Annotated in this window: 10 protein-coding genes and 1 pseudogene; 5 read left to right on the top strand and 6 right to left on the bottom strand. The window is 62.1% G+C overall.

What is annotated here, in order from left to right; genetic code table 11:
• Positions 1-136: 136 nt before the first annotated feature.
• The 5 genes and pseudogenes from accC to ACW9IB_RS16580 all read right to left on the bottom strand — a co-directional run bounded on the left by accC (position 137) and on the right by ACW9IB_RS16580 (position 6,443).
• On the bottom strand, positions 137-1,498 hold the full coding sequence (accC, locus tag ACW9IB_RS16600) for an acetyl-CoA carboxylase biotin carboxylase subunit (RefSeq protein WP_457368978.1): 1,362 nt from the start codon (positions 1,496-1,498) through the stop codon (positions 137-139).
• A 17-nt stretch (positions 1,499-1,515) separates the two neighbouring features.
• A complete protein-coding gene (gene accB / locus ACW9IB_RS16595; protein WP_457414515.1) occupies positions 1,516-1,980 on the bottom strand; it encodes an acetyl-CoA carboxylase biotin carboxyl carrier protein in 465 nt (154 codons plus the stop codon).
• A 24-nt stretch (positions 1,981-2,004) separates the two neighbouring features.
• Positions 2,005-2,460 (bottom strand): type II 3-dehydroquinate dehydratase, encoded by a 456-nt coding sequence (gene aroQ / locus ACW9IB_RS16590; RefSeq protein WP_457368980.1) that lies wholly within the window; start codon positions 2,458-2,460, stop codon positions 2,005-2,007.
• 297 nt (positions 2,461-2,757) lie between these two features.
• Positions 2,758-3,273, bottom strand: a pseudogene (locus ACW9IB_RS16585) (methyl-accepting chemotaxis protein); the annotation flags it as partial.
• A gap of 1,499 nt (positions 3,274-4,772) precedes the next feature.
• Positions 4,773-6,443: a diguanylate cyclase gene (locus ACW9IB_RS16580; protein WP_457414513.1), complete on the bottom strand. Its 1,671-nt coding sequence runs from the start codon at positions 6,441-6,443 to the stop codon at positions 4,773-4,775.
• A 296-nt stretch (positions 6,444-6,739) separates the two neighbouring features.
• On the opposite strand from ACW9IB_RS16580, the gene ACW9IB_RS16575 reads away from it, so the two are divergent.
• The 5 genes from ACW9IB_RS16575 (at position 6,740) to ACW9IB_RS16555 (ending at position 12,019) form a co-directional block, all read left to right on the top strand.
• Positions 6,740-7,807 (top strand): DUF2333 family protein, encoded by a 1,068-nt coding sequence (locus ACW9IB_RS16575; RefSeq protein ID WP_457368983.1) that lies wholly within the window; start codon positions 6,740-6,742, stop codon positions 7,805-7,807.
• A gap of 2 nt (positions 7,808-7,809) precedes the next feature.
• Complete coding sequence (locus ACW9IB_RS16570; RefSeq protein ID WP_457414511.1) at positions 7,810-8,346, top strand: NUDIX hydrolase; 537 nt, start codon at positions 7,810-7,812, stop codon at positions 8,344-8,346.
• Between the two features lie 196 nt (positions 8,347-8,542).
• The gene (locus ACW9IB_RS16565) at positions 8,543-8,914 is read left to right on the top strand and encodes a translation initiation factor Sui1 (protein WP_457368985.1); all 372 of its coding nucleotides are present in this window, start codon (positions 8,543-8,545) and stop codon (positions 8,912-8,914) included.
• A gap of 143 nt (positions 8,915-9,057) precedes the next feature.
• Entirely contained in the window at positions 9,058-10,971 is a 1,914-nt protein-coding gene (gene speA, locus ACW9IB_RS16560; protein ID WP_457368986.1) for an arginine decarboxylase, read from the top strand.
• Positions 10,972-11,125: 154 nt separating this feature from the next.
• A complete protein-coding gene (locus ACW9IB_RS16555; RefSeq protein WP_457414510.1) occupies positions 11,126-12,019 on the top strand; it encodes an alpha/beta hydrolase in 894 nt (297 codons plus the stop codon).
• Here the strand turns inward: ACW9IB_RS16555 and ACW9IB_RS16550 are convergent.
• Positions 11,964-13,301, bottom strand: coding sequence for an MATE family efflux transporter (locus ACW9IB_RS16550; RefSeq protein WP_457368988.1), 1,338 nt, complete (start codon positions 13,299-13,301; stop codon positions 11,964-11,966). The genes ACW9IB_RS16555 and ACW9IB_RS16550 overlap by 56 nt on opposite strands.
• Positions 13,302-13,465 lie beyond the last annotated feature (164 nt).

Raw genomic sequence — 13,465 nt, 5'->3', positions numbered from 1 at the left:
TCAGTCAACGCATCCGTCACTGGCCCACCGCATTCGCGAGCAAGCCCGCTCCCACAGGGGGATTGCATCCATCCAGCAATGTCGGTGTTGCAGAAACAACAAAACCGCCCGAAGGCGGTTTTGTTGGGTGGAGCGCTTACTGGTTGGCCAGCTTGTGCTCGAGGTAGTGAATGTTCACGCCCCCTTCGCAGAAGCCTTCATCGCGAACCAGCTCCCGGTGCAGCGGGATGTTGGTCTTGATGCCGTCGACCACGATTTCGTCCAGTGCGTTGCGCATGCGGGCCATGGCCTCGTCACGCGTGGCGCCCCAGGTGATCAGCTTGCCGATCAGCGAGTCGTAGTTGGACGGAACCTTGTAGCCGCTGTACAGGTGCGAATCGACGCGAACGCCGTTGCCGCCTGGCGCGTGGAAGTGCTTGACCAGGCCCGGGCTCGGGATAAAGGTCTTCGGATCTTCCGCGTTGATGCGGCATTCCAGCGAGTGGCCGTGCAGCTTCACGTCGTCCTGAGTGAACGACAGTTTGTTGCCGGCGGCGATGCTGAGCATCTCCTTGACGATGTCGATACCGGTCACCATCTCCGATACCGGGTGCTCTACCTGCACTCGAGTGTTCATCTCGATGAAGTAGAAGCGACCGTTCTCGTACAGGAACTCGAAAGTGCCCGCGCCACGGTAGTTGATGTCGATGCACGCCTTGACGCAGCGGGCCAGTACTTCCTGACGCGCTTTTTCGTCCAGGCCGGGCGCCGGAGCTTCTTCCAGTACCTTCTGGTGACGGCGTTGCAGCGAGCAGTCACGGTCGCCCAGGTGGATGGCGTGGCCCTGGCCGTCGGACAGTACCTGAACTTCCACGTGACGTGGGTTGGTCAGGTATTTTTCCAGGTAGACCATCGGGTTGTTGAACCAGGCGCCTGCTTCGGAGCGGGTCTGCTTGGCCGCTTCGATCAGGTCTTCCTCTTTGTGCACCACGCGCATGCCGCGACCACCACCGCCACCGGCGGCCTTGATGATCACCGGGTAACCCACTTCGCGACCGATGCGCAGAGCGGTTTCCTCGTCTTCAGGCAGTGGGCCGTCGGAACCTGGAACGGTGGGCACGCCGGCAGCGATCATGGCTTCCTTGGCGGAAACCTTGTCGCCCATCAGGCGAATGGTCTCGGCTTTGGGGCCGATGAAGGTGAAGCCGGACTTTTCCACCTGGTCAACGAAGTCGGCGTTTTCCGCAAGGAAGCCGTAGCCCGGGTGGATAGCGGTAGCGCCGGTCACTTCGGCGGCAGCAATGATGCTTGGGACTTTCAGGTACGAGTTCGTCGCCAGGGGCGGGCCGATGCAGATGCTTTCGTCCGCCAGTTTCACGTGCATCAGTTCCGAGTCGGCCGTTGAATAAACAGCGACGGTCTTGATGCCTTGTTCCTTACAGGCACGCAGGATTCGCAGGGCGATCTCACCGCGGTTGGCGATCAGGACTTTTTCCAGTTTCTTCGCAGGTTTCAACATCGAAGGCGCTCCGCGGTTCAAACGATGGTGAACAGCGGCTGGTCGTACTCAACCGGCTGACCGTTTTCTACCAGGATGGATTCGATCACACCGGCTTTCTCGGCGGTGATGTGGTTCATCATCTTCATCGCTTCGACGATGCACAGGGTGTCGCCGACTTTCACGGTCTGGCCCACTTCCACAAAGGCTGGGGAAGTTGGCGCCGGGGTGCGGTAGAAGGTACCGACCATTGGCGACTTGACCACGAAACCGTTCAGCGCAGGGGCAGCTGGAGCCGCCGGTGCGGCAGCGGCAGCAGGAGCAGCAGCTGGCGCGGCAGCCACAGGCGCAGGGGCCTGCACTTGTGGTGCGTAGTAAGGCTGGGCCGGGGTCTTGCTGTGGCGGCTGATCCGTACGGATTCTTCGCCTTCCTTGATTTCCAGCTCGTCGATACCGGATTCTTCCAGCAGCTCGATCAGTTTCTTGACTTTACGAATGTCCATCAATCATCCACTCCAAAGGGTCGGTCAGGGGCGCTTGGCCTGTTCTTCAAGCTGTTCCAGGGCGGCCTCCAAGGCCAGTCGGTAACCGCTGGCGCCAAGGCCGCAGATCACTCCTACCGCAACGTCGGAGAAGTAGGAGTGATGGCGGAAAGGTTCGCGTTTGTGCACGTTCGACAGATGCACTTCGATGAATGGGATGCTCACCGCCAGCAATGCGTCACGTAATGCAACACTTGTGTGTGTAAAAGCAGCGGGATTGATCAGGATAAAGTCCACGCCTTCACCGCGCGCGGCGTGGATCCGATCAATCAGTTCGTACTCGGCATTGCTTTGCAGATACATCAAATGATGGCCGGCTTCACGTGCCCGTCGCTCCAGATCGAGGTTGATCTGATCGAGGGTCACTGCCCCGTAGACGCCCGGTTCACGGGTGCCGAGCAGGTTCAGGTTGGGTCCGTGAAGAACCAGTAAGGTCGCCATCGGCTGTTCCTTGTTATTTGATGTGGGTACGACAGAACCCGGCGACTATGCCGCAAAGCCTTTGTGACTGTCCAGTTCTATGCAGTAGGCAGCACGATTAGCGAGGATAGCGAAAAATTTGTGACTAGGGGCCGGGATTCGGTCATTGGCAATGCAGTTTCGCAATCGGCGCAGATCAATGTGGGAGCTGGCTTGCCTGCGATAGCGGTGGGTCAGGCAACCTGTCTTGTACTGATTTGCCGCAATCGCAGGCAAGCCAGCTCCCACAGGTTGATCTCTATTTGATCCGTGAGCGCGTCAAACGCGAAACGCCTGCACGGCAGTATTGAGCTGCCCACCCAGCACCAGCAGATGTTCGCCCTGGCTACGGCCCTGGCCGATGCGCAACAGGTTGTCCTCACCCAACTGATGAATGCGTTCACTGTTGTCGCGAATCTCACTGACGGCGCCACTCTGCTGTGCAGTCACATCGGCGATGCGCACGGCGGTGTCGGAAATGGTCTGGATCGCGCTGACGATTTCATCCAGCGCGCCATCCGCGGCCTGGGCCTGCTGGGCGGTGGCTTCGGCGTGCTCCACCTGGGCGCGCATGCCTTCCACCGATTGATGGGCGGCGCTTTGCAGGCCGGCGATCAGGGCCTGAATCTCGGCCGTGGCCCCGGCAGTGCGCTGGGCCAGGGAGCGCACTTCGTCGGCGACCACCGCAAAGCCGCGCCCGGCTTCACCAGCGCGCGCGGCTTCGATGGCGGCGTTGAGCGCCAGCAAGTTGGTTTGGTCGGCAATCGAGCGAATCACTGTCAGCACGCCGCCGATGGTGGCGGACTCTTCGGCAAGTTTCTCGATCATCTGCGCGTTTTGCTGCACTTCGCCCACCAGTGCATGCAAACCGGTGAGGCTCAGGCCGATCACCCGTTGGCCCTGCTCCACTGCCTGGCCGGCACTGCGGCTGGCACCGGCAGCCTGGCTGGCGTCGCCGGCCACTTGTTGGATGGTCGCTTCCAGTTCGCCCAGCGAGTCGCGAATCTGCGCGGTGTCACCGGCCTGGCGCTCGGCACCGTCGTGCAGGCCAGTGCTCAGCTCGGCCAGGGCGCGGCTGCTGCCGGCCACTTCTTCGGCATTGCCACGAATGGTGCCCACCAGGTCCACCAGATAAGCACGCAGGCGGTTGAGCGAGGCCTCGATGTCGTGCAGCTCGCGGTTGGTCTTGCCCAAGGCGATCGGCTGGCTGAAGTCGCCTTCGGCCCAGATCGACAGGGCGGGTGCCAGGTTGGTCAGCACGCGGGCCAGGCGCCGTTGCAACGTGTCGATCAATAGCGCGATCAGCAGGATCAGGCCGATCATCACGCCCTGCATCAGACGCACTTCGCCCTGGATCTTGCCGTGTTGCGCACGCACCACTGGCTCCAGGCCGGCGATAGCCTGTTGCACGGCGTCGATCTTCAGGCGGGTGCCTGCGGCCAGGTCGGCGCGTTGCTGGATCTGGTCGCGGGTGCGCTTGAGTTCGGCCGGGTAGCGGGTGAGCAAGCTGTTGAGTTCGCGCTTGAGGTCGACGCCGGTGTCCTGAACTTCAGTCTTTTCGCTGTTTTCCAGGCCCATCAGGGCAGAAAAATCATCGGCACTGGATTCGGCGCTGGCCTTGACGCCCAGCAGCGGCAGTTGCTCCAGTACCTCGGCCTGACTGCGGATACTGGCGACTTCGCGTTCCACATCATCGGCCAGCTCCGCACGCCCGCTGCTCACCAGCTTGTCGCGGGCCAGGGACAGTTTGCCCAGGTGTTGCGACGCCGCCAGCAACGGCGGCAGGTAGCGTGCTGCTTCCGGAGAATTCACGCCGGTGGCGTACTGGCTCAGTTGTTCCAGGTTGGCCCCCAGCTCGCGCTCGGCTTGCAACAACAATGCTTGAGGGTCGCCGGCGAGTTTGCCGGCGGCCAGCAGATCGGTTTTGCTGAAGGTGTCCAGTTCCTCCAGGCTGGGGCGCAGGTTTTGCGCCAACTCGGCGGGCAGCTCATTGAGGTGCTGCAGCAGGCTTTCCAGGCTCTGGCTGGCACTGCTCAAACGCAGGGCGTCGCCGCTGGCCAGGTAGTCATCGATATTGCGTGCAGCCTGGTTCTGAAAGGTCTGCGACAGGCCCAGGTAGCGCTCCATCAGCAGATAAGGCCGCTCCAGCGCGCGTTGCGACCACCACAGGGTCGCGCCAAGCGCCAGGCACACGGCCACCAGCAAGAGGGTATTGAAATTGGTCAGCAGCTTCAGGCGCATGCGGGGTATCAACCGACAGCAGGAGATAAGTGCCTGAAGTTATTGCGTTTTCGTTACAGGGTTATGACGGAATCAGTGGATTCCGGTGAAAAGATGGCACTTTGCTTTGATGCGCGTGCGGCGTGAACGCGGTTGCGTCCGGCATCCTTGGCCCGGTACAGCGCCTCGTCGGCCTGGGCCGCCATCATCAGGCTGTCGGAGTGTTCGCCCATCTCCACCACGCCTGCGCTGAACGTGCACCACAGGTCCTGGGGCTGGGCCGGGTAATGGATTTCGGCGAAGCGTCCGCGGATTTCGTCGAGCACCTTGCAGGCCGCGTCCAGGTCGGTGTCGGGCATCACGATGGCGAACTCTTCGCCGCCGTAGCGCCCGATGAAGTCGGTCTTGCGCAGGCGCTGCTTGAGAAACAACGCCAGGCTTTTGATCACCCGGTCACCCATAGGGTGGCCGTGGCTGTCGTTGACCCGCTTGAAATGGTCGATGTCGAGCATCGCAAAGCTCAGCGGCTTGTTCTCGCGGCGGGCGCGGAAGCTGCAGTCTTCGAGCAATTGCAGGATATGGGTGTGGTTGTACAACCCGGTCAGGCTGTCGCGCACCATCCGGGCCTTGAGGTTGCGCGCGCGCGCCGCGCGGTTGCGCACGGTGGTGATCAGGTGGCGCGGTTTGATCGGTTTGGTGAGGAAGTCGTCGCCGCCTTCGCTCATGGCGTCCAGTTGCTTGTCCAGGTCGTCTTCGGCCGACAGATAGATGATCGGCACGCTCACATAGCGGTCGTTGTGGCGGATCACCTTGGCCAGTTCGGTGCCGGTGCAGGCGGGCATGTACATGTCGAGGATGATCAGGTCGGGCTGGAAATCCGCCAGTTCGGCCATGGCCTGGATCGGTTCGATCAGCGTGCGGGTGACGATGCCGGCGCTGTTGAGCAGTCGTTCGGTGTGCAGCGCCTGGGCGCGCGAGTCGTCGATGATCAGCACTTTATAGGGTTCGTACTGGGCGACGCAGGTCAGCACTTCGATCTTTTCCAGCAGGCTTGAGGCTTCCAGCGTGCCGGTCAGGAACTCCTGGCCTCCGGCGCGCACGGCGGCCAGGCGGGTGGGCGTGTCGGTTTCGTGCAGGCTGAAAAACAGCAGCGGCAGCTTTTGCTCCAGACCTTCCTGGGCTTCGGCGGCGAGCTTGAGGCCCAGGCCGGCGCCGCAGAAATCCACGTCCATCACGATTGCCGACGGCAAGCGCTCGGCCATGGAGGCGCGAAACGCCGCCACGCTGTCCAGGGATTGTGCGCTCAGCCCAAAGAATTCCAGTTGCTTGGCCAGGCGTTCGGCACGGTCGTGATCGGCCAGCATCACGTAGATCGGCTTGCGCATCGGCGGCAGGAACGTCTGTTCCAACTGGTCGCCCTGACGCAGGCCGGTGCGGGACAGGCGCTGCATCAAGCGGTTGAGTTCGGTGATCAGCTGGCTGCTCAGGCGCCCACGGTTGTCATCCACGGCCTTGAGCGATTCGCCAATGTGTCGTGCGAGCTGGCCGTGCTCCGGCTGCTCGAAACGCTCGGCAAAACGCAGCAGGCGCAGGTTGGCTTCGCTGAGTTCGGATAGATCGGCGCTCGACCACTCGCTGCGTTGCAGGCGCTGCCAGATCTCAAGAATTTGACGTGCCTGATGAATTACCCGCTGGGCAAAATGCAGCTTGAGGCGCTCACGGCTGGGGTCTTCTGGCTCGGTCATATCCTGACTACTAGTTAGGGTGCATGCTGAGGTCGACTGATGGCTCTATGCTAGCACCTCTTTTCCATAGGATGAGTGTCATACGTCAATTAACTGCATATCCCGGTTATTCAGTTATTGACCTGTGGGTCGCACAGCGCAAAAAGCGTGCATCCTTTATAGTCGAACCTTCCCGGCGCGCCAGTTTCACAAAAGCCCCGCACGGGCGGGCACGATGGGGTAGGGTTGTGGTCGGAGTGTTTGAACGCACCCGGACAAAGACGTGCATGAACTCAAGTGATTGAAAGGATATCGCCATGCTGGACTGGAAAAACCGCGCAGGCACCGACAAAGGCCCTGCTCCTGAACCCAAGTCGGCCAACCGCGGCTATTTGCGCACGGTGCTGATGAGCCGTGCCGTGCTCAGCGTGCTCGGCCTGTACCTGTTGGTCACCGGCGCCCTGGGGTGGTACTGGAGCGAAGAGCCGGCGCTGTTTCCGGTCCAGCAAAATGCCCAACTGGCGGCTGAAAAAGACGGCAAGCAGATGGTGGTGGGTTTCACCACCGTCGAAACCCTCAAGACGGTGGTCGGCACCTTGCTGAACAAGCCGGGCGGCTACATTTCCAACGACCGTTTCCCGCCGGGCCTGTGGATGGACAACATGCCGAGCTGGGAATACGGCGTGCTGGTGCAAGTGCGTGACCTGACCCGTGCCTTGCGTAAAGACTTCGCCCGTTCCCAGTCGCAGTCGGCGGAAGATGCCGACCTGGCCAAGGCCGAGCCGCGTTTCAACTTCGACAACAAGAGCTGGGTGCTGCCGTCCAGCGAGTCGGAATATCAGGAGGGCATCAATTCCCTGAGCCGCTATGAAGCGCGCCTGTCCGATCCGAACCAGAAAGGCGCGCTGTTCTACGCGCGTGCCGACAACCTGAACAACTGGCTGGGGGACGTCGCGACCCGTCTGGGTTCGCTGTCGCAGCGCCTGTCGGCCAGTGTGGGTCGGGTGAAACTCAATACCGCGCTGAAAACCGAAGCACTGGCGCCGGGTGAAGTGCCGCAGGTCGACGAAGAAGTGGTGGAAACTCCGTGGATGCAGATCGACAACGTGTTCTACGAAGCCCGTGGCCAGGCGTGGGCCCTGTCCCACTTGCTGCGCGCCATTGAGGTCGACTTTGCCGACGTGCTGGCCAAGAAAAACGCCACGGTCAGCGTGCGCCAGATCATTCGCGAGCTGGAAGCCTCGCAGGAGCCGGTGTGGAGCCCGATGATCCTCAATGGCAGCGGCTTCGGCGTGTTGGCCAACCATTCGCTGGTCATGGCCAACTATATTTCCCGGGCCAACGCCGCAGTGATCGATTTGCGTCAGTTGCTCAACCAGGGTTGATGATGGACGCGACTCAAAAAGAGGCTGCGCACCGTGCGGCCTCTGATGCCGAACTGATCTGCTGGGTCGACGAACAGGACAACCTGCTCGGAGCCCTGGTCAGGTCCGACCTGCGCCAACGCGGCTTGATTGGCCGTTGCACCTTTATCTTTCTGTTCAATTCGGCGGGTGAGCTGTGCGTGCATCGGCGCACCCTGAGCAAGGCCATGTACCCCGGTTTCTGGGACACGGCCGCCGGAGGAATGGTGGCGGCGGGCGAGAGTTATGCCGATTCGGCGGCCCGCGAGCTGGAAGAGGAATTGGGCGTTCACGGGGTCGAGTTGCTGGAGCACGACCATTTCTACTTTGAAGATGGCGACAGCCGGCTCTGGTGCAAATCCTACTCCGCGGTGTGGGACGGAGCGCTGCGACTGCAACCGGAAGAGGTGATGGAAGCGCGCTTTTTACCCCTTGAAATCGTCCTGCGAGAGGCAGAACAAAAGCCCTACTGCCCGGACGCCCAGGAAGGGTTGCGACGCTATCTGGCGTCACGTCGCTAAAGTTGCATAAATTGGCGCGATTTGGCTCTTAGCAAGCCGGCTTTTTGCCGTTACACTGCGCGACTTTTCACCCGAGCCGCCCTGTCTTTACTGGGGAGGGCGGTTCGGTAGCGCTGCCCCTGCCTGAGTGGGGCTTCGCGGTCAGTCATCCCTTCGCGGAGGCTGATCAGTCTTCATCCTCCCAAGAGGATTGCCGGTGGCCAAAAAAGCCGCATCCTTCGCCGCCCTTGGTGGCCTGGTGTTTTCCACCGACGCAGGTCGACACTGCCCGGACTGTCGTCAGCCCGTGGATTCGTGTACCTGCAAACAGACCCTGATCCCTGAAGGCGACGGTATTGCCCGCGTGCGACGCGAGAGCAAGGGCCGTGGCGGCAAGACGGTGACCACCATCACCGGCGTGCCCCTGGCGGCTGAACCGCTCAAGGAACTGGCCACCACGCTGAAAAAGCGCTGTGGTACCGGTGGCGCGTTGAAAGACGGGGTCATCGAGATCCAGGGCGATCACGTCGAGCTGTTGTTGGCCGAGCTGATCAAGCTCGGGTACAAGGCCAAGAAGTCCGGCGGCTGAAGGCCTCTTCCCAACCTGTGTCTAAACTCTGTCCTGCGCGTGGGGTCCTACCTTGCACGCAGGCAAATCGTCATTTTCATTCTTTAGACTGCGCCAGCCTCTGATAGGGGCGGTGCCTTCGACTTCATTTATAGGGGACTTCGATGTCCGTACGACGCACACGCAAAGACGATGGCAGCCAATGGACAGTTGCGGACAGCCGCAGTGTTTACGGGATTCGCCATTGGGGGGCCGGGTATTTCGCGATCAATGAAGCCGGTCGCGTAGAAGTTCGTCCGAACGGCCCGAACAGCACGCCCGTCGACCTGTACGAGCAAGTCGACGAGCTGCGCAAGAGTGGCCTGTCGTTGCCGCTGCTGGTGCGCTTCCCCGACATCCTGCAAGACCGCGTGCGCCAACTGACCGGCGCCTTCGATGCGAACATCGAGCGCCTGGAATACCAGAGCAAGTACACCGCGCTGTACCCGATCAAGGTGAACCAGCAGGAAGCGGTGATCGAAAACATCATCGCCACCCAGAACGTCTCCATCGGCCTGGAAGCCGGCTCCAAGCCGGAGCTGCTGGCCGTGCTGGCCCTGGCGCCGAAGGGCGGCACCATCGTGTGCAACGGTTACAAGGACCGCGAGTTCATCCGTCTGGCACTGATGGGCCAGAAACTCGGCCACAACGTGTTCATCGTGATCGAGAAAGAATCCGAAGTCGGCCTGGTGATCGAAGAGGCAGCGAGCCTCAAGGTCAAACCCCAGGTTGGCCTGCGCGTGCGTCTGTCGTCCCTCGCGTCGAGCAAGTGGGCGGACACCGGCGGCGAGAAATCCAAGTTCGGCCTGTCGGCGGCGCAACTGTTGTCGGTGGTCGAGCGCTTCCGCGCAGCGGGCCTGGACCAGGGCATTCGCTTGCTGCATTTCCACATGGGCTCGCAGATCGCCAACCTGGCCGACTACCAGCACGGCTTCAAGGAAGCCATTCGTTACTACGGCGAACTGCGCAACCTCGGCTTGCCGGTGGACCACATCGACGTGGGTGGCGGCCTGGGCGTGGACTACGACGGCACGCACTCGCGTAACGCCAGCTCCATCAACTACGACATGGACGACTACGCCGGCGTGGTCGTGGGCATGCTCAAGGAATTCTGCGATGCGCAGAGCCTGCCGCACCCGCACATCTTCTCCGAAAGCGGCCGCTCCCTGACTGCCCACCACGCCATGCTGGTGGTACAGGTCACCGACGTCGAGAAGCACAACGACGAAGTGCCGCTGATCGAGAACAAGGAAGCCCTGCCGGAAACCGTGCAATGGCTGGTGGACCTGCTGGGTCCGACCGACATCGAGATGGTCACCGAAACCTACTGGCGCGCCACCCACTACATGAGCGACGTGGCTGCCCAGTACGCCGACGGCAAACTGACCCTGGCTGAAAAAGCCCTGGCGGAGCAGTGCTACTTCGCCGTGTGCCGCCGCCTGCACAACTCGCTCAAAGCCCGCCAGCGCTCGCACCGCCAAGTGCTGGACGAACTCAACGACAAGCTGGCCGACAAGTACATCTGCAACTTCTCGGTGTTCCAGAGCCTGCCGGACACCTGGGCCATCGGCCAGGTATTGCCGATCCTGCCGCTGCACCGCCTCGACGAAGAGCCGCTGCGCCGCGCGGTATTGCAGGACCTGACCTGCGACTCCGACGGCAAGATCAAGCAGTACGTCGACGAGCAGAGCATCGAGACCAGCCTGCCGGTGCATGCCCTGAACGAGGGTGAAGACTACTTGCTGGGCATCTTCCTGGTGGGCGCCTACCAGGAAATCCTCGGCGATATGCACAACCTGTTCGGCGACACCGACTCGGTGAATATCTACCAGCGTGAAGACGGTTCGGTGTACAGCGCCGGTATCGAGACCCACGACACCATCGAAGACATGCTGCGCTACGTGCACCTGTCGCCGGAGGAGTTGATGACGCATTACCGGGATAAATGTGCGAGCGCGAAGATCAGCGCCAGTGAACGCACCCAGTTCCTCGACGCCTTGCGCCTGGGCCTGACCCGCTCGTCGTACCTGTCCTCGTAAATGAAGTGACCCGGCTCAAATGTGGGAGCCGGGCTTGCCCGCGATGGCGGTGTGTCAGCAGAAGAGTGGTTGTCTGACACTCTGCTATCGCAGGCAAGCCAGCTCCCACATTTGGATCTCCATCTTGCGGGACCTTTTGTGTGGAGGCTGGACGATGTTGAGCAAATGGCCGCAGGTGTTCACCCTGGCACTCGCCGCCTTCCTGGCGGCCTGCTCCCCGATCAAAGTGCTCAACGCACTCACGCCTTCCAGTACTTTCACCAAGACCTCCGCGATCGCCTATGGCGACGACCCTCGCCAGACACTCGATATCTACCGACCGCTCCCTGTCATTTCCAACGCCCCCGTCGTGGTGTTCTTCTACGGCGGCAGCTGGAGCAGCGGCTCAAAGGACGATTACGGTTTCGTCGGCGAAGCACTGGCTTCACGAGGCATCGTGGTGGTGATCGCCGACTACCGGCTCTACCCGCAAGTGCGATACCCCGCCTTTCTCCAGGACGGCGCCCGAGCGGTGGCCTGGACCCGTCAACACATCGCCGAATATGGGGCGGACCCCAAGCAGCTCTATTTGATGGGTCACAGCTCCGGCGCCTACAACGCGTCGATGCTGGCACTGGATGCGCGTTGGTTGAATGCCGTGGGGTTGTCGCCAGCGATGCTCAAGGGATGGATTGGTCTGGCCGGGCCGTATGACTTCCTGCCGATTGAAAACCCGGACGTGAAACCGGTGTTCTTCTTTCCCGATTCACCACCGGACTCCCAGCCGATCCATCACATCAGCCATGACGCGCCACCGGCCTTGTTGATTGCCGCGACAGATGACAACCTGGTCGACCCCAAGCGCAACACCGGCGGGCTGGCGGAGCGGCTACGGGTCGCCGGCGTAGCGGTGCAGGTGTTCTATTTCGACCGGCCCAGTCATCGCACGCTGGTGGCAGCGCTGGCAAAACCCCTGCGCTGGCTGGCGCCGGTGCGCGAGCGTGTCACGGGCTTTATCCAAGCCACTGATCCTGACGGTTCAAGCGCCAGGCAATCGCCCACAAAGTGAGGCTGCGCAGGGCCATGAACAGCAGGAAGGCGAGCCACAGGCCGTGGTTGCCCAAACCCTGCAACGCCCACGCGAAGGGCAGTGTCAGCAAGACCGTCAGCAGCATGCCATTGCGCATCTCCCGCGCGCGGGTGGCGCCGATGAACAGGCCGTCCAGCAAGTAACTCCACACCGCAATCAACGGCAGTATGGCGAGGTAAGGCAGATAGATATCCGCTGTGTCGCGCACGCTGGGGATATCGGTCTGCATGGCGATAAACAGGTGGCCGGCCACGGCGAACAGCAGGGCAAAGCCCAGGCTGGCGATCAGTGACCAGCCGCCGGCCACCACCAGCGAGCGGCGCAATGCATGGCGGTCGTGGGCGCCGATGGCGTGGCCGCACAGCGCTTCTACCGCATGGGCCAGTCCATCCAGGGCGTGGGCGGTCAGCAGCAGGCCGTTGAGCAGCAGCGCGTTGGCAGCCACGGTGGCATCGCCCAGGCGCGCGCCCTGCACCGTGATCATGAAAAACACCGACTGCAACGCCAGGCTACGGATGAAAATGTCGCGGTTCACCGCCAGCAGCGGGCGCCAGCTCTGCCACACCCTCAGCGCGGCCCAGGCGATATGCCCGGGGTAGGCGCGCAGGGCTTTTTGCGTCATCGCCAGGCCGAGCAGGGCGCCGGTCCATTCAGCGACAACCGAGGCGCGGGCGGAGCCGACGACGCCCCAGTCCAGACCCAGAACGAACCACAGGTTCAGGGCGATGTTGACCAGGTTGGTGGTCAGCAGAATCGCCAATGGCGCACGGGCGTTCTGCGTGCCGAGGAACCAGCCCACCAGCGCATAGCTGGCCAGTGCGGCGGGCAGGCCGAACAGGCGGGTGTGGAAGAATTCGCGGGTCAGTTGGTTCAGTTCGGGGGAGGGCTGCATCCATTCCAGCGCCAGGTGGCTCAATGGAGTGCCCACCGTGCCCAGCACCGTCGCCAGCCCCAGCGCCAGCAGCAAACCTTGCAGCAGGATCTGCCGCAGCGCCGCCCCGTCATTGCGTCCGGCGGCTTGCGCGGCAAACCCGGTGGAACCCATGCGCAGGAAGCCCATGGCCCAGGCCAGGAAGGTATACAGGCTGGCGCCGACAGCGACCGCGCCCAACTGGTGGGCGTGGGGCAGATGGCCGATGACCATGCTGTCCACCAGGGCTACCAGCGGTACCGAGATGTTCGACAGAATCATCGGTGCGGCCAGGGCCCAGACGCGGCGATGGGTGGGGCGGTGGCGCCAGTCGGTGAGTACGGTAGACATGCGGGCTCCTTGAGGGCTCGCATTGTAACCGGCCCTAAGCAACACAGCAGGACCAATGTGGGCGCTGGCTTGCCTGCGATAGCGGTGGGTCAGCCAGTGGATATGTGGCTGAAAAACCGCCATCGCAGGCAAGCCAGCTCCCACAGGGTTCTTCAGTGTTTGTG

It is taken from the genome of Pseudomonas sp. SDO524_S393 (assembly GCF_054071875.1).
The sequence above is the reverse complement of the archived record's forward strand: the minus strand, read 5'-3'. Positions and strand labels throughout refer to the sequence as shown.

Coding starts and splice junctions, on each gene's coding strand:
- accC (WP_457368978.1), bottom strand. CDS start 1,498: ATGTTGAAACCTGCGAAGAAACTGGAAAAAGTCCTGATCGCCAACCGC.
- accB (WP_457414515.1), bottom strand. CDS start 1,980: ATGGACATTCGTAAAGTCAAGAAACTGATCGAGCTGCTGGAAGAATCC.
- aroQ (WP_457368980.1), bottom strand. CDS start 2,460: ATGGCGACCTTACTGGTTCTTCACGGACCCAACCTGAACCTGCTCGGC.
- ACW9IB_RS16580 (WP_457414513.1), bottom strand. CDS start 6,443: ATGACCGAGCCAGAAGACCCCAGCCGTGAGCGCCTCAAGCTGCATTTT.
- ACW9IB_RS16575 (WP_457368983.1), top strand. CDS start 6,740: ATGCTGGACTGGAAAAACCGCGCAGGCACCGACAAAGGCCCTGCTCCT.
- ACW9IB_RS16570 (WP_457414511.1), top strand. CDS start 7,810: ATGGACGCGACTCAAAAAGAGGCTGCGCACCGTGCGGCCTCTGATGCC.
- speA (WP_457368986.1), top strand. CDS start 9,058: ATGTCCGTACGACGCACACGCAAAGACGATGGCAGCCAATGGACAGTT.
- ACW9IB_RS16555 (WP_457414510.1), top strand. CDS start 11,126: ATGTTGAGCAAATGGCCGCAGGTGTTCACCCTGGCACTCGCCGCCTTC.
- ACW9IB_RS16550 (WP_457368988.1), bottom strand. CDS start 13,301: ATGTCTACCGTACTCACCGACTGGCGCCACCGCCCCACCCATCGCCGC.